This is a genomic window from Exiguobacterium sp. LL15, from assembly GCF_024436095.1.
GTDB classification, from domain to species: Bacteria; Bacillota; Bacilli; order Exiguobacteriales; family Exiguobacteriaceae; genus Exiguobacterium_A; species Exiguobacterium_A indicum.
Map to the genome: position 1 here is coordinate 1 of NZ_JANFNX010000001.1, position 14,718 is coordinate 14,718.

Genomic DNA, 14,718 nt, shown 5'->3' on the forward strand with positions numbered 1-14,718 from the left:
GGTGGAGCAGTCTGGTAGCTCGTTGGGCTCATAACCCAAAGGTCGTCGGTTCAAATCCGGCCCCCGCAACCAATTTTAAACTTAACTTCAACTTTACTACGAAACGTTCAGCGTTTCGTATTTTTTTTTGCCTTTTTCGTCCGGTACAATAGAGAAGGACGAACAGTACGTATTAAGGAGGAGACATCGTATGATAGAACTGGAAATGAACAGCTTGGAAGAAACGACTGCCTTGGCTCTTGAACTCGGACGACGTGCTGAAGCAGGGATGGTCATTACGCTCGATGGGGATTTAGGTGCTGGGAAAACGACTTTTACGCAAAGCTTTGCGAAAGGATTAGGTGTGACGCGTCACGTCAACAGCCCTACCTTTACGATCATGAAAGTCTATACGGGACGTCTTCCTCTTTATCATATGGATGTTTATCGCCTGGAAGGTTCCGGTGATGATATCGGACTTGAAGAATATTTGAATGGTGAAGGCGTCGCCGTCGTCGAGTGGTCTGAGTTAATTGCGGACAGTCTTCCACCTGAACGGTTGGCAATCACGATTACGCGAACAGGTGATGATAGTCGACGTTTTGAGCTGACGCCGATCGGAGAACGATACATTACATTATGTGAGGGATTGAAATCATGAAAATCGTAGCTATTGATACATCGACGAAACAATTATCAGTCGCTCTTTCAGACGGGAAACAGATTGTAGCAGAAGCTTCTTACGTCACGTCTTTGAATCATGCGACGAAACTCATGCCGTTGCTTGAGCGCTTGATGGTAGAAGCAAAATGGACACCGGCTCAACTGACACGCATCGTTGTTGCTGACGGTCCTGGTTCTTATACGGGATTACGGATTGGAGCGACGACAGCGAAGACGCTTGCCTATACACTCGGTATCGAGCTTGTTGCCATCTCGACACTTGAACTGATGGCGGCTTCGACAGGTCATACGGGACGTGTCGCAGCAATTCAAGATGCGCGGCGTGGAGCAGGGTTTGTCGGAGTGTACGACGCCGGGAAACGAATCGGTGAAGAACAGCATGTCGAGATTGCGTCCTTTGTAAAGACGTTAACGCCAGATACGCTCGTCACAGGAGACGTCGAGGCGTTCGAAGAGATTCTTCAGCCCTTCGAAAAGGTGGCTCCTGCTTTCCGGACGCCACGTGCCGGCGTACTCGCTTTACTCGGTGCAACGCGTCAGACGGTCGAAGCACATGCGTTTGAGCCACGTTACCTGCGACTGGCTGAAGCAGAAGCGAAATGGATCGAGGCACAGCGTCATGAGTAAGGGCATTCGTCGCATGACCGTACAGGATGCTGCAGGTGTTCATGCGGTCGAACTCGAATCATTTGCGACACCGTGGACGCTAGATGCCTTCGAAGCGGAAATGACACAAAATCCGAATGCCTATTATGTCGTTGCCGATCAAGATGGTATCGTTGGGTTTGCTGGTCTGTGGCATATTGCGGATGAAGGACATATTACGAATATTGCCGTCAAGCAGTCGCATCGCGGACAAGGGCTCGGGGAAGACTTGCTAACGGCATTGATCGCCGTCGGTCGTGCGCTTGGTTTGCGGGCGATGACGCTTGAAGTACGTGTCTCGAACACACCAGCGCGGACTTTATATGAAAAACTCGGATTCCAGTATGTCGGTGTCCGAAAACGATATTATCAAGATAACAATGAAGATGCTGCCATCTACTGGCTGGAACTGGAGGGAGAAGACCTATGACACAACCATTGATTCTAGCAATCGAATCGAGTTGTGACGAAACGGCGGCTGCCGTCGTCCGTGGAGGAACTGACGTCTTATCGAACGTCGTCTCGTCTCAAATCGAAAGTCATAAACGTTTTGGTGGCGTCGTGCCTGAAGTGGCTTCACGGCATCACGTTGAACGGATCACATACGTCATCGATGATGCTTTGACGGAAGCAAACGTCACGATCGACGATATCGATGCGATCGCCGTCACGGAAGGACCTGGACTCGTTGGAGCACTACTCATTGGTGTCAGCGCAGCGAAGGCACTCGCCTTTGCGCACAATAAACCATTAATTGGTGTTCATCATATCGCAGGTCATATCTATGCGAATCGTCTCGTGCAAGAGCTTGAGTTCCCGCTCGTCTGTTTGATTGCATCAGGTGGGCACACGGAACTGATCTACATGCCGGAAGACGGTGTATATGAAGTCATTGGTGAAACACGGGATGATGCCGCAGGGGAAGCATATGATAAAGTTGCTCGAACGTTGCAGTTACCGTATCCGGGTGGTCCACGGATCGATCAATTGGCACAGACTGGTCAGGATACGTTCCATTTTCCACGCGTCTGGCTTGAGAAGGACTCGTACGACTTTAGCTTCAGCGGTTTGAAGTCAGCGGTCATCAATGCCGTGCATAACGCCGAACAACGGGGAGAAACGATCATTCCGGAAGATTTAGCTGCAAGTTTCCAAGCGAGCGTCGTCGAGGTACTCGTGACAAAGGCGGTTCGTGCCGTGAAGGATAAAGGGGGACGTCAATTGCTACTTGCTGGTGGCGTCGCTGCTAACAAAGGATTACGCCAAGGTCTCGAAGCGGCGTGTGCGAAGGAAGGAATCGATCTCGTCATTCCGCCGATGCACCTGTGTGGAGACAATGCAGCGATGATCGGAGCGGCTGCAATTCATCCATATCGCGCGTTACGCTATTCGACACTTGCCATGAACGCAGAACCTGGGCTAGATTTAAAGTAAGGAATCCGAACAACTTGGGGGAAATGGAATGAAAAAAGTCATCATCGCATTGTTAGCGGTACTGGTCATCGTCGCGATCGGACTTCAGGTCCGAGAAATCGTCAACGCATACCAAGTCGCCTATAAGGAAGAACTCGTACCCGATAAAAAAGCGGTCGAGACGAATACGAAACAACGTCCACTTTACGAAATCGGACGAGCAGAAGGGGAAAAGACCCGGATTCAAAAGTTATATGCTTTTGATCAGACAATCAATGGTAAGCTCAGTAACGTCGTCATCGTCGATCGGAAGTATGGTTTAACGAACAAGGCGAGTGATGATTATTTCATGATTGCTTCCGGAACACCGGTGACGGATCAAGAAAAGAAGTCATTCGAACCAATGATTCAAAAGATGGATGCAGAACAAGTCCAAGCCGAGGTCATCTCAAAGCATGAGGTGACGGCTGTCGAGAACAATAAAAAACGGACGTTGACGTTATTTAAGGTCTTCTATAAGGATACGGATCAAAACGAATACCTCTTCTTCATCGAAAAAGAAGGCGGTCTGAAACTCGATCTATTTAAGAAGGGTTACTCACGTTTGTCTAATTACTAAATCCATGAAAACAGCGGATTCCTAAATAGGAGTCCGCTGTTGTTCGTTCATTGCCATTCAGTGATACCCGTCAAGTCATCATAGATACGATCGGGATCGAGATTCAATTCCTCGACCGGAAGTCCATTTCGATTGATCCATGCCGTTTTGAAGCCGAAACTCTTCGCCCCGGTGATGTCCCAACCGTTCGAGGACATGAAGAGGATCTCCTCGCGTTTTAGACCGAGCGTGTTTAAGGCATGCATATAGGATGCAGGTGCTGGCTTATACTGTTTGATATCATCGACACTGACGAGATGTTCGAACCGATCGGCTAAGCCTGACTGCTCAATGAGCGGATCGAGCATATCATGGGAACCATTCGAGAAGACGACCAGACGCTTGTCCGCCATCGTCTCGAGAACGGAGCTGACTTCAGGATATACATCAAGCGTCAGGTACGTCTCCATTAAGGTCGTGATTTGTTCCTCGGTCACATGGAGCTTCAGTTCGAGTAACGTATAGCGGAGAGCATCTTGTGTCACTTGGCTGAACGGCACATACTGTCCGTTCAATTGTCGGAGGAAAGAGTACTCCAGTTGTTTCTCCCGCCAGCGTTTGCTGATCGCTTCTCCGTGATCCGGATAAAGCGCTTCGGCTTGTTCTTTGACGGAATGGACATCGAATAATGTACCGTAGACGTCAAAGACGAGTGCTTGAATCGTCATAAAACATTCATCTCACTTTCATAGAGTCTGCTTTAACGATTCCCTTACAGTACGGATTCAAACGACACTCAAGAATGAACCTGTTGTAAAAAGCGATGAAACGTTTGCGCGAATGCACGACAAGCGGCTTGTTTCTCCGGGGTATTCGGATCAAACTCAATCTTCAAGCCATCCGTGACGAGGGTCGCCCCAGCTTCTTTTAATGCGTCTTCAATCAAATCAACGGCTGCGCAGTACTTCGGATAATCAAGATCCCCCGAACCAAAAGCAGCCGCCGGTATCCCGTCTAAGGATTGTTCCCTTAGCTCCTCAACGAAGTCTTCTGCTTCATACGGTAAATCACCGTCTCCCCATGTATATGAGCCGAGTAATAGACCATCAAAACGTGATAAGTCCTCCCCGACGAATTGATCTAGTTCCGTGATCGTCACGTCGACATCGTGTTGCTCGAGTTCATGTTGAATGAGCGAGACGATATCTTCCGTATTCCCAGACATGCTGACGAATCCAATCGCGATATGCATGCATCTTCCTCCTTTCACTGTACTTCTCTACTTTAATTGATAATGATTATCAATGTCAAAGGACAAATAAAAAAGCACCTTCCGAAGAAGATGCTTTTCTATACATTAGTCTTGTAGTTCGGCCCATTCCTCAATGGAACGAATGACCGGTTCGAGTTGGCGCCCTTTGTCGGTCAAACTGTATTGAATCTTAATCGGACGATCGGGAATGACAGTCCGGATGACGATGCCTTCCGCTTCGAGCTCCTTCATACGTTCCGTGAGCATACGACCTGATAATTCGGGAATGGCATCTTGAATCTCATTGAAACGACATGTCTTCGTCAACAAGTGACGTAAGATCAGACCCGTCCATTTCTTACCTAAGATTTCAAAGGCATGTTCGACTTTGGGACAAAGAGCCGGTTGGATTGCGACTTCTTCCATCAGCACTCATCCTTTCTATAGTTGTAGTATACCCGCTTCTGCTAAAAAAATCGAATCATTTTACTTAATGTAACAAAAAGAACTAAAACAAATCTATTTACTTTTAGTAAGTGATAAGATATAGTCTGTTTATCGAGTTACTTAAAGTAACTAAAATACATTAGGTAAAAGGAGAAGAGAGCAATGATGGATACAGGACTTTTAATCATTCGTTTAATCATCGGCTTAACATTCGCTGCACACGGGACACAAAAATTATTTGGTTGGTTCGGTGGACACGGAATCGCTGGAACAGGCGGTTGGTTCGAATCAATCGGCATGAAGCCAGGGAAGGCACTCGCGATTACAGCAGGTCTTGCTGAATTGATCGGCGGCTTGTTGTTTGCAGGAGGCGTATTCCTCTGGATTGCAGCGCTCCTCATCATCGGATCGATGCTTGTTGCGATCGTTAAAGTACACGGTGCAAATGGTTACTGGGTGACGCAGAACGGGTACGAATACAACATGGCATTGATCGTCATCGCGCTTGGTGTAGCGATGATCGGTGCTGGAGACTATTCACTCGCTGCACTCATCGGGTGAAGAAAAAGGTGGGTCATTCATGAAGTTTGAGGCATCAACGCTTAGCGCAAAAGACAATTATAAATTACTGATCGGAAGCATCATTCCGCGTCCGATTGCTTTCGTGACAACGCAAGGAGAAGACGGGACGGTCAACGCTGCACCGTTTTCCTTCTTTACGGTCGCTTCAAGCAGTCCGCCGCAACTGGTGATCGCCGTACAACGGACGGATCAGGGGCAGAAGGATACGGCACGTAACATCTTAGCGAAACAAAGTTATGTCATCCATATCGTCAGCGAAGAGATCGTCGACGCAGTCAATGAGACAGCAGCGCCACTTGCTTACGGTGAAAGTGAGCTTAAGCGGACGGACTTAACACTCGTCGATAGTGACGCAATCGAAGTACCCGGAATCGCGGAAGCGAAAATTCGCTTCGAGATGCGCTTGACGCAACACGTCGAGCTAGAAGGTGCCGATCTTCTAATCGGGGAAGTGCTGCGCTATCACGTTGCAGATGAACTCGTCGAGTCGTTCCGAATTGACGCGGCAGGCTTGAAGGCTGTCGCTCGTTTAGCAGGGAATGATTATGCGACGATCGGGAAGACGTTTACGATTGCCCGACCGACGAAATGATCGAAGTGTGAATGCCTGACTCATCGTATGATTCGTTTTGATTCAAACAAAAAGGAGTGGAGAGACCGGTCTAACTACCGGAATCTCCACTCCTTTTTTCATGTCGTTCATCTGATTCATCAAGGCTGCGGATCGATTTCGTTTGAAGAGGCTTCAAGTCCATGACGTTTACTGTACTGATAGCCATCGAGCAAATAAAAGACGATTGCGAGTGCCCATATTCCGACGCAGCTGATCAAGAAAGCGCTGATTGGAGAGACACTACCGTAATACGATAAGATCAACGGATCATTGAGTTCGACGAATAGCTGTATCGTCAGGAGCGTACAGCATAATCCCGAGAGTAAACTGATGAAGAGCCCACTCCATGTCTGGATGACGAGACCGATCATGCAGGAAATCAAGAGGAACAAAGGAAGTGCAGCATTGAAGGCATCTGGACGAATAAAGACGGATACATAATCGGCATATAACGGTACGAAATAGAGAACACCGGATAGTAATCCTAAGATGAGATTGATGAAAAAGCTCTTCGTCCGCATCAGTGTTGGTTCTCCCATCGTTCCATTAATTCGAGCAAATCGACATCAATCTGATCACGTTCTGCCGAAAGTGCCGTTGCTTTCGGAATGTCATTGAAGACTTCCGGTTCGCAAAGCAACTGTTCGATCTCCGCTGAACGCTGTTCGAGCCGCTCAATGTCTTGTTCGAGTTGTTCGATTTGCTGACGGCGCTTGCGCTCTTCCTTCTGCGCTTCTTTATCGATCGTCTTCGATGCCGTGACTTTTGCTGCTTTTGCTTCCTCGGCTTCAAGACGAGCGATTTCTTCTTGCTCCGCCTTCTTCTCCGTGTAGTACGAATAATCACCGAGGTACTCTGTCACGCCGGCTTCACTCATCTCGATGACGCGGGTCGCGATCCGGTCGATGAAGTAACGGTCGTGAGAGACGAATAGTAGCGTTCCTTCATAGTCGACGAGCGCATTTTCGAGGACCATCTTCGAATCTAGATCCAAGTGGTTCGTCGGCTCATCGAGGACGAGGACGTTCGTCTTCCGGAGTTTCAGTTTCGCAAGCGCGAGACGTCCGCGTTCGCCACCAGATAACTCATGGACGATTTTGAAGACATCGTCACCGCTGAACAGGAATTGCCCGAGGACAGACCGGACTTCTTGTTCACGCATCAAGGGCCATTCGTTCCAAATCTCATCGATGACGCGGTTCCGGTCATTGAGTTCTGCCTGCTCTTGATCGTAATATCCGATCGAGACGCCAGTTCCGAAACGGAAATCACCGAAGAGGGGGCGTAAGCGACCGACGAGGACTTTTAAGAGCGTCGACTTTCCGATGCCGTTCGGTCCGACGAGTGCCAGTGATTCACCGCGTTGCAAGCGGAACGTGATGTCTTTTGAGACAGCTTCTTCGTAACCGATCGCCAGTTGATTGACTTGAAGAACGTCGTTCCCGCTCTGTTTTTCAATCGGGAAGGAAAGGACCGTGCTACGCTCATCGCCATCTGGTCGGTCGAGTCGGTCGACCTTCTCGAGTCGCTTCCGGACACTTTGGGCACGTTTTGTCGTCGTCGCCCGAGCGATGTTGCGTTGAATGAAGTCCTGCATCTTCGCGATCTCTTCTTGTTGCTGTTCGAACTGTTTCATTTCTTGATCGTACAATGCCGCTTTTTGTTCCAAGTACTTCGTGTAGTTACCGGTGAATTTACGGCAGACATTGCGTGACAGCTCATAGACGACATTGACGACTTGGTCAAGGAAGTACCGGTCGTGCGAGACGATTAGGACGGCGCCACGATAACCACCGAGGTAACTTTCGAGCCAAGCAAGCGTATCGATATCGAGGTGGTTGGTTGGCTCATCGAGAATGAGGAGCTCTGGTGCTTGCAGGAGCATCTTCGCTAAGGCGAGACGTGTCCGTTGACCACCGGATAACGTTTGGATCCGGCGCGAATAATCGTCCGGATAAAAGCGCATGCCGTGCAGGACGGAGCGGATATTCGCTTCGAACTGATAACCACCCGCTTCTGAGAAGTCGTGTTGCGCTTGATCGTACGTCTTTAGGAGACGATCGTACGCGACCGGATCGTTCAAGATATGCTCCATGCCCATTTCGATTTCCATCCGGCGTAGTGTTCGTTCTTGTTCCTGCAAATGTTCAAAGACGGTCAGCATCTCGTTCCAGATCGTCTCGTTCGATTCAAGACCACTGTCCTGCGCGAGATAACCGATTTTGACATCTTTACCTTTCATGATGTCACCCGAGTCATGACTGAGTTCGCCAGCAATGATTTTGAGCAAGGTCGATTTACCGGCACCATTTCGTCCGACGAGCGCAATCCGGTCGCGCTCTTGTACTTCCAATTTGATATTTTCTAAAATCGGCTCAACGCCGAATGATTTCGAGAGTTGGTTGACTTGTAAGAGTATCATTTCCATCCATCCTTCCACCCTTTAGTCTATCACGAACAAAAGCGCGAGGTCCTGCGGAATATATTATTTGTGACTCTATGTGAAGTGGTTTACAATCAAGAAGAGTAGAAAGCTTTTTGCAAAGATTTGGGTGCCACGATGGATGTGGCCGAAGGGGGAACTGCAGGATGAATGGACCAGACACAAAAATTCCACAAGCGACAGCAAAACGGTTGCCGCTATATTATCGCTTCATCCAAAGTTTATACAATTCAGGCAAGCTCCGCGTCTCTTCTGCTGAGTTAAGCGAGGCGGTGAAGGTTGATTCAGCAACGATTCGTCGCGATTTTTCCTACTTTGGGGCATTAGGGAAGAAGGGGTATGGATATAACGTTCAACATCTCTTAACGTTTTTCCGCAAAACCTTGAATCAAGATGAGGTGACGAATGTTGCCTTAATCGGGGTCGGTCATCTCGGAACAGCGTTTGCAAATTATAACTTTTTAAAGAATAATAGTACTCGGATAGTCGTTGCGTTTGATGCGGACGAAGAGAAGGTCGGAACAACGACGCATGACGTTCCAATCTATCATGTTTCGGACATGAAAGAACAAATCGAAGCGAATCAGGTCGATGTTGCCATCTTGACGGTTCCATCCCAGTTCGCGCAGTCAGTAGCGGATGAGTTAGTCGAGTATGGTGTGACGGGCATCCTGAACTTTACGCCCGCGCGGTTGAACGTGCCAGCGAGCGTCCGGGTCCATCACATCGATTTATCGATCGAGTTGCAGTCGTTAGTTTATTTCATGAAGCATTATTCGCAATCAGCTGAAGGAGTGAAATCATAATGGAAAACCTTATCCCGTCAACTATAGCATTCATCGGACCAGGTAGCTTAGCACTAATCGGTGTCGTCGCATTAATCATCTTCGGACCGAAGAAGTTACCTGAACTTGGTCGTGCTGCGGGTCAGACATTGAAAGAGTTCAAGAGCGCAACGAACGGTATCATGGACGACGATAAAAAGGATGAACCGAAAGAGAAGTGATTGAATCATGGCGATTGATCAAGAACAAAGCGTGACGTCGCATCTGGACGAACTGCGTAAACGGATCGTCTGGTCGCTTATCATCGTCGTCGTCCTGTTCGCTGTTGCATTTCCGCTCGTCCGACCGCTCGTTCGCTTCTTGCAAGCGGACTTAAAAGAGCTCGGTATCGGTTTGAATGCCTTCAACGTCGCAGATCCTTTAATGTTGTATTTGAATCTTGCGTTCATCATCGCAATCGTGCTGGCATCGCCGTTCTGGATGTATCAACTCTGGGCATTCGTCCGCCCTGGTCTGTATGATAAGGAGCAAAAAGCGACATTGACGTATATTCCGGTCATCTTCTTTCTATTTTTGGCTGGTGTAGCCTTCTCATACTTTTGGTTGTTACCTTTCTTATTAAAAGTTTCGACTGAACTAGGGAAGGAACTCGGAATCGAACAAGTCATCGGAGTTGAGAACTACTTCAGTTTCTTAATCCGATTAACGATTCCGTTCGGTCTTCTTTTCCAATTGCCGGTCGTGACGATGTTTCTGACACGTCTTGGTCTCGTGACGCCAATTTTCATGCGAAAGAATCGGAAATATGCGTACTTTGCGCTGTTCGTCGTTGCGGCATTGATCGCACCGCCGGACGTGACGTCACACTTGATGATCTCGGTCCCATTGTTCGTTCTCTATGAAATCAGCATCTTGATTTCTGCGCGGACGTACAAAAAGGTCTTGGTCCTCGAGCAACAGGCAGAGCTTGAACGACAGGCGGATTTGATGCGTGAATTGAATAAATGAATCGTGAATTCCTTCCGATAATTTTGGAAGGGATTCTTTTTTATGAAAGCGTTATTTTTATATTGATAAAGCAGTTAGCGATGCGTATACTAAAGTTAATTCATGGGGGCTTAGCTCAGCTGGGAGAGCGTTTGGCTGGCAGCCAAAAGGTCGTCGGTTCGATCCCGATAGTCTCCACCATATTCGTACACTTCAAACTCTTGAGCATTCAAGAGTTTTTTGTTGTTTTCAAAATATGGAAATGCAATATAAAGTGTCAATAAAAACAAATAATTATATAAAACAGACAGAACTGAATTGTTTATTTCCATCTATTTCATTAAACTAAATATACAGAATTTTCGTTTAACTGTTTTGTTGGTAACATCATTATAGTTTTTTAGAAAAGGGGAAAAGAAGTATGAAGAAGGAAATCGCACTCTTGGCAGCTGTCTTGATGACATCTTCCAACTTGGTCAGTGCTCAAGGAGCACTGTCCTCGCAAGATAAGGCAAGCGGTCAAAAGCCGCACGCCCTCTCACTTAAGAAAACAGGACAGGAGAAGGTGTATAAGCAGTCTGACAAGGTCCGTGTCGTCATCGAGATGGAGCAGAAGCCGGCGATTCAAATTGCGCAGGCACAAAACAAGCGGTATAGCACATTGAGCAATGCCGAAAAAGAGTCGATTAAAGATCGCCTCGTAAGTGTCCAAAAATCAGTCAAGTCAGCGATCGCTAAAAAATCGATTCCCGTTACATATAAGGAAAGCTTCACGACCGTCATTAACGGATTCAGTGGTGAAGTCAAGTTCGGCGACATCGAAGACATCAAACAACTCGACGGAGTCAAGAGCGTACATATCGCCCATGAATACGCGCGACCGAAAGCCGATAAAGGTGCAAAACCAGATATGTTATATAGCAAAGATATGGTTAATGCAAAAGAAACATGGCAGGACTACGGCTTCAAAGGGGAAGGGACAATTGTAGCGGTCATCGATACGGGGATTGATCCGTCGCATAAAGATATGGTGTTGAGCCCAGAGACGAAGATTGATTTGACTTCTTCGAAGGTCGAGAGTGCTAAAGAAACAAAAGGACTAAAAGGTAAGTATTTCACGGAAAAAGTTCCATACGGCTATAACTACGCTGATCACGATAGCGAAATCCGTGATTTAGGTGCAGGTGCATCGATGCACGGAATGCACGTAGCGGGTACGGTCGGTGCTAATGGAGACGAAGCGAACGGTGGTATCAAAGGGGTCGCACCGGAAACACAACTCCTCGCGATGAAAGTATTCGGAAATGATCCAGGCATGCCATCGACATTCAGTGATATCTACATCAAAGCGATTGATGATGCGATCGCCCTCGGAGCGGATGTCATCAACATGAGTCTCGGTTCGACGGCATCATTCGTCAACGCAGATGATCCAGAGCAACGGGCGATCGTCAACGCGATGAACAACGGGATCTTATGTGCGATCTCTGCTGGAAACTCGGCATTCACAGGACATGGTGCAGGCAATCCGTATACAGCGAATCCTGACATCGGTGTTGTAGGATCTCCAGGGTTGATCAGCCAAGCGCTACAAGTCGCATCGCTAGAGAATACGAAATTAACGCTTGAAGGTATGGCACTGACGATTGACGGACAGGATGCTGGGTATTTGGCGTACCAAAAACAGGACTCGCCGAATCCGATTAAGGTATTCAACAAGGAGAAGCAAGACGTCATTTATGTCGGCGATGGTCAAGCATCGAACTATCAAGGAAAAGATGTCAAAGGAAAAGTTGTCTTTGTTGTGCGTAACGGCAGTTTCAATTACGGTATGATTCAAGCAGAAGCTGAGAAACAAGGAGCAGCCGGTGTCATCGTTCGTGGACGAGTCGATCATGGGGATTATGTCAGCATGGCACTTAACAATCCGACGATTCCGATGGTGACGCTCAGCATCGCGGATGGGAATGATCTTGAAGAAAAAGCGAAAGCAGGAAAAGCAATTGCTGTCACGTTCGATGGAAAAGCGGTCTCAGCAGATAACCCAGTAGCGGGCGAGATGTCTGATTTCACGTCATGGGGTGTCACACCAAATCTTGATTTCAAACCTGAAATCACGGCACCGGGTGGAAAAATCTACTCGACGCTCAATGATAACGAATATGGCGTCATGAGTGGAACATCGATGGCAGCACCACACGTCGCCGGAGGAACGGCACTTGTCATGCAACGAATCGCGAAGGATTTCAAAGTCGATGGTGCGACACGCGTTAAACTCGCGAAGAATATCCTCATGAACACGTCACGTCCACAGCTTGATAAAGGGCAGTATAATGCTGAAGCGAAAACTGGTAGCTTCTATTCACCACGTCGTGAAGGTGCTGGTTTAATGGATCTACGTGCTGCGATGAAAACACCAGTCGTCGTTACGGAAACGAAATCGGGTGAAGGAAAGGCTGCACTCAAAGAGGTCGGCGAAAAATTCACATTCACGCTCGATTTGAAAAACTATAGTAGCGAAAAAGTGACATATCAATTAGCCGGAACGGTACAATCGGATCTCGGTGCAGAAGGAACGAACTTCCTGGAAGCCAACAATATTTATAAGAAAAACTCAGTGGATGCGGTCGATCCGAATAAAGGAACGTTCCCAATCTCATTCGCAGTCGGTTCGAAAAAAGCAAGTTCTGTCTCCATCAATCCGAAGAGCTCAACGAAAGTAAGTGTATCGGTCGATTTGAAAGATACAGTCGATTGGGCAAACGGTCTTCCACTTGAGCAAGTCTTTGAAAATGGCTACTTCGTTGAAGGTTTCGTTCGTTTAATCGATACGAAGAGTAAAAATCCGGAATTGACAGTGCCGTACGTCGGATTCAAAGGAAAGTGGGATCAGGCACCGATCGTCGATGCACCGCGTTATGACGAAGAGAAGACATTCTACGGATTAACTGGATTAGCGACAGAAGTAAAAGATGATTTCGAGTTCCTCGGCACGAACACGGCGGGAAAAGTCGTTGAAAACAAGGTTGCGTTCTCACCGAACAACGATGGTAGCGTTGACGAGGCGTTCCCAGTCCTCTCGTTCCTTCGTAATGCACGAAAAGTCGAGTATTCGATTCTTGACCGGAATAAAGCAACACTCCGTAAATTAGATCTACAAACAGACGTTGTGAAGAACTATTATGATAGCGGTTCTGAAGATGGGTTCACACCCGTCACAAGTGCGGCTTGGGATGGAACAGTCAATGGAAAACCAGTCAAAGACGGTCTTTACTATTACCAAGTTAAATCAGTCATCGATTATCCGAATGCGAAATGGCAGTCGAATCTCTTCCCCGTCTATATCGATACGAAAAAACCAGCAGCAACGGTTCAATGGGATACTGCAAAAGAAACGCTTTCATGGACAGCAGGCGATCAAGGAACAGGTATAGCGTCGTATGACATTCTCGTTGATGGAACAAGTGTCCTCAAACAGCCGCTTGCGCCGACAGAAAAAGCATATGAATTAAAAGGTCTCTCGAAATCGGCGAAGATTGATTTCGTCGTCAAGGATTATGCAGGAAATACAGTGACGAAATCGGTGAACACGACAGGCATCGACAAGGCGGTACCAACCGTCCAAATCGATACACCGGTCGCACTCGGTCTGTCGACATCTAAAGTGGTTACTATCGCGGGTCATGTATCCGATGAGTCAGGGATCAAATCATTCAAAATTAACGGAAAAGCCGTCCAGCTTCGTTTTGATGCAGCAAAACAGCAGTATGTGTTCAGCCATGATGTGACCTATACGAAAGATGGCGTCAAATCGTTTAAAGTCGAAGCTTATGATGGAAAAGGAAATCGCTTGGTATTTAGTCGTCAAGTCATTCTAGATTCGACATTGCCGACTTTAAAAGTGACAGCACCAAAAACAGTATCAGCAAAAACAAAGACAGCATCTCTTAAAATCGTTCTTCAAGATAATTATGATGAGATTCGATTTGATATGAATGATAATGCGGTATACCGTCATACCTTCAAGGAACCATACCAAATGAGATCCTTCAAAAAGACAATCACGAAAAAAGTGACGCTCAAGAAGGGGAAAAACACGTACAACTTGAAACTGAAGGATCTTGGTGGACACGTTGTTACGAAAACAGTCGTTATCACGAAAAAATAAGAAACAAAAGATAAAGCCAGGCGGAAATCCGTCTGGCTTTTCTTGCGTGCCGAAGCGTCTTGAAGGGTTTATGAGACGAGAAGAGGGGGAATTTTAAGAACAGAAACAAGTCAGAGGGGGAA

16 protein-coding genes and 1 tRNA gene are annotated in these 14,718 nt (G+C 47.3%); 12 read left to right on the plus strand and 5 right to left on the minus strand.

Annotated elements, in window-relative coordinates:
- Positions 1-190: 190 nt before the first annotated feature.
- The 5 genes from tsaE to NOM72_RS00025 are packed head-to-tail and all read left to right on the plus strand — an operon-like array spanning position 191 to position 3,340.
- Entirely contained in the window at positions 191-640 is a 450-nt protein-coding gene (tsaE, locus tag NOM72_RS00005; protein WP_023469616.1) for a tRNA (adenosine(37)-N6)-threonylcarbamoyltransferase complex ATPase subunit type 1 TsaE, read from the plus strand.
- On the plus strand, positions 637-1,290 hold the full coding sequence (gene tsaB / locus NOM72_RS00010) for a tRNA (adenosine(37)-N6)-threonylcarbamoyltransferase complex dimerization subunit type 1 TsaB (RefSeq protein ID WP_058264491.1): 654 nt from the start codon (positions 637-639) through the stop codon (positions 1,288-1,290). Before tsaE ends, tsaB begins: the two co-directional genes overlap by 4 nt.
- A complete protein-coding gene (gene rimI, locus NOM72_RS00015; protein WP_071908837.1) occupies positions 1,283-1,738 on the plus strand; it encodes a ribosomal protein S18-alanine N-acetyltransferase in 456 nt (151 codons plus the stop codon). Before tsaB ends, rimI begins: the two co-directional genes overlap by 8 nt.
- Positions 1,735-2,742 (plus strand): tRNA (adenosine(37)-N6)-threonylcarbamoyltransferase complex transferase subunit TsaD, encoded by a 1,008-nt coding sequence (gene tsaD / locus NOM72_RS00020; RefSeq protein WP_255997249.1) that lies wholly within the window; start codon positions 1,735-1,737, stop codon positions 2,740-2,742. The genes rimI and tsaD overlap by 4 nt, the downstream gene beginning before the upstream one ends.
- A 28-nt stretch (positions 2,743-2,770) precedes the next feature.
- The gene (locus NOM72_RS00025) at positions 2,771-3,340 is read left to right on the plus strand and encodes a hypothetical protein (RefSeq protein ID WP_055969420.1); all 570 of its coding nucleotides are present in this window, start codon (positions 2,771-2,773) and stop codon (positions 3,338-3,340) included.
- Positions 3,341-3,387: 47 nt separating this feature from the next.
- Here NOM72_RS00025 and NOM72_RS00030 read toward each other — a convergent pair whose 3' ends face one another.
- The 3 genes from NOM72_RS00030 to NOM72_RS00040 form a co-directional block, all read right to left on the minus strand.
- A complete protein-coding gene (locus tag NOM72_RS00030) occupies positions 3,388-4,047 on the minus strand; it encodes a haloacid dehalogenase type II (RefSeq protein ID WP_023469611.1) in 660 nt (219 codons plus the stop codon).
- A gap of 68 nt (positions 4,048-4,115) precedes the next feature.
- Entirely contained in the window at positions 4,116-4,571 is a 456-nt protein-coding gene (locus tag NOM72_RS00035; protein WP_174316696.1) for a flavodoxin, read from the minus strand.
- Between the two features lie 105 nt (positions 4,572-4,676).
- The gene (locus tag NOM72_RS00040; RefSeq protein ID WP_023469609.1) at positions 4,677-4,997 is read right to left on the minus strand and encodes a winged helix-turn-helix transcriptional regulator; all 321 of its coding nucleotides are present in this window, start codon (positions 4,995-4,997) and stop codon (positions 4,677-4,679) included.
- 183 nt (positions 4,998-5,180) lie between these two features.
- Between NOM72_RS00040 and NOM72_RS00045 the strand changes: the two genes are divergently transcribed.
- Together NOM72_RS00045 and NOM72_RS00050 are read left to right on the plus strand one after the other, a co-directional pair.
- Positions 5,181-5,579, plus strand: a complete 399-nt coding sequence (locus NOM72_RS00045) for a DoxX family protein (RefSeq protein WP_023469608.1) — start codon at positions 5,181-5,183, stop codon at positions 5,577-5,579.
- A 19-nt stretch (positions 5,580-5,598) separates the two neighbouring features.
- Positions 5,599-6,192: a flavin reductase family protein gene (locus NOM72_RS00050; RefSeq protein WP_023469607.1), complete on the plus strand. Its 594-nt coding sequence runs from the start codon at positions 5,599-5,601 to the stop codon at positions 6,190-6,192.
- Between the two features lie 119 nt (positions 6,193-6,311).
- Here the strand turns inward: NOM72_RS00050 and NOM72_RS00055 are convergent, their stop codons facing one another.
- Both NOM72_RS00055 and NOM72_RS00060 read right to left on the minus strand, forming a co-directional pair.
- Positions 6,312-6,752: a hypothetical protein gene (locus tag NOM72_RS00055; RefSeq protein WP_143404481.1), complete on the minus strand. Its 441-nt coding sequence runs from the start codon at positions 6,750-6,752 to the stop codon at positions 6,312-6,314.
- A complete protein-coding gene (locus tag NOM72_RS00060) occupies positions 6,734-8,635 on the minus strand; it encodes an ATP-binding cassette domain-containing protein (protein WP_029342826.1) in 1,902 nt (633 codons plus the stop codon). The genes NOM72_RS00055 and NOM72_RS00060 overlap by 19 nt, the downstream gene beginning before the upstream one ends.
- Before the next feature lie 167 nt (positions 8,636-8,802).
- Between NOM72_RS00060 and NOM72_RS00065 the strand changes: the two genes are divergently transcribed.
- From NOM72_RS00065 to NOM72_RS00085, 5 genes are all read left to right on the plus strand, one after another.
- Positions 8,803-9,462: a redox-sensing transcriptional repressor Rex gene (locus NOM72_RS00065; protein WP_023469604.1), complete on the plus strand. Its 660-nt coding sequence runs from the start codon at positions 8,803-8,805 to the stop codon at positions 9,460-9,462.
- The gene (locus NOM72_RS00070; RefSeq protein ID WP_023469603.1) at positions 9,462-9,662 is read left to right on the plus strand and encodes a twin-arginine translocase TatA/TatE family subunit; all 201 of its coding nucleotides are present in this window, start codon (positions 9,462-9,464) and stop codon (positions 9,660-9,662) included. The genes NOM72_RS00065 and NOM72_RS00070 overlap by 1 nt, the downstream gene beginning before the upstream one ends.
- 7 nt (positions 9,663-9,669) lie before the next feature.
- Positions 9,670-10,449 carry a twin-arginine translocase subunit TatC gene (gene tatC, locus NOM72_RS00075; protein WP_255997254.1) on the plus strand — a complete coding sequence of 260 codons (780 nt, stop codon included), beginning with the start codon at positions 9,670-9,672 and terminating at the stop codon, positions 10,447-10,449.
- A gap of 104 nt (positions 10,450-10,553) precedes the next feature.
- Positions 10,554-10,629 (plus strand) — tRNA-Ala (locus NOM72_RS00080).
- A gap of 220 nt (positions 10,630-10,849) precedes the next feature.
- Positions 10,850-14,596, plus strand: a complete 3,747-nt coding sequence (locus NOM72_RS00085; protein WP_255997255.1) for a S8 family serine peptidase — start codon at positions 10,850-10,852, stop codon at positions 14,594-14,596.
- The last annotated feature ends 122 nt before the right edge of the window (positions 14,597-14,718 follow it).

What these genes read in the sequence shown, in the direction of transcription:
- NOM72_RS00030 (WP_023469611.1), bottom strand. Translation starts at nt 4,047, where the DNA reads ATGACGATTCAAGCACTCGTCTTTGACGTCTACGGTACATTATTCGAT.
- NOM72_RS00025 (WP_055969420.1), top strand. Translation starts at nt 2,771, where the DNA reads ATGAAAAAAGTCATCATCGCATTGTTAGCGGTACTGGTCATCGTCGCG.
- NOM72_RS00065 (WP_023469604.1), top strand. Translation starts at nt 8,803, where the DNA reads ATGAATGGACCAGACACAAAAATTCCACAAGCGACAGCAAAACGGTTG.
- NOM72_RS00050 (WP_023469607.1), top strand. Translation starts at nt 5,599, where the DNA reads ATGAAGTTTGAGGCATCAACGCTTAGCGCAAAAGACAATTATAAATTA.
- NOM72_RS00060 (WP_029342826.1), bottom strand. Translation starts at nt 8,635, where the DNA reads ATGATACTCTTACAAGTCAACCAACTCTCGAAATCATTCGGCGTTGAG.
- NOM72_RS00040 (WP_023469609.1), bottom strand. Translation starts at nt 4,997, where the DNA reads ATGGAAGAAGTCGCAATCCAACCGGCTCTTTGTCCCAAAGTCGAACAT.
- NOM72_RS00070 (WP_023469603.1), top strand. Translation starts at nt 9,462, where the DNA reads ATGGAAAACCTTATCCCGTCAACTATAGCATTCATCGGACCAGGTAGC.
- NOM72_RS00055 (WP_143404481.1), bottom strand. Translation starts at nt 6,752, where the DNA reads ATGGGAGAACCAACACTGATGCGGACGAAGAGCTTTTTCATCAATCTC.
- tsaE (WP_023469616.1), top strand. Translation starts at nt 191, where the DNA reads ATGATAGAACTGGAAATGAACAGCTTGGAAGAAACGACTGCCTTGGCT.
- tsaB (WP_058264491.1), top strand. Translation starts at nt 637, where the DNA reads ATGAAAATCGTAGCTATTGATACATCGACGAAACAATTATCAGTCGCT.
- NOM72_RS00035 (WP_174316696.1), bottom strand. Translation starts at nt 4,571, where the DNA reads ATGCATATCGCGATTGGATTCGTCAGCATGTCTGGGAATACGGAAGAT.
- tsaD (WP_255997249.1), top strand. Translation starts at nt 1,735, where the DNA reads ATGACACAACCATTGATTCTAGCAATCGAATCGAGTTGTGACGAAACG.
- rimI (WP_071908837.1), top strand. Translation starts at nt 1,283, where the DNA reads ATGAGTAAGGGCATTCGTCGCATGACCGTACAGGATGCTGCAGGTGTT.
- NOM72_RS00085 (WP_255997255.1), top strand. Translation starts at nt 10,850, where the DNA reads ATGAAGAAGGAAATCGCACTCTTGGCAGCTGTCTTGATGACATCTTCC.
- tatC (WP_255997254.1), top strand. Translation starts at nt 9,670, where the DNA reads ATGGCGATTGATCAAGAACAAAGCGTGACGTCGCATCTGGACGAACTG.
- NOM72_RS00045 (WP_023469608.1), top strand. Translation starts at nt 5,181, where the DNA reads ATGATGGATACAGGACTTTTAATCATTCGTTTAATCATCGGCTTAACA.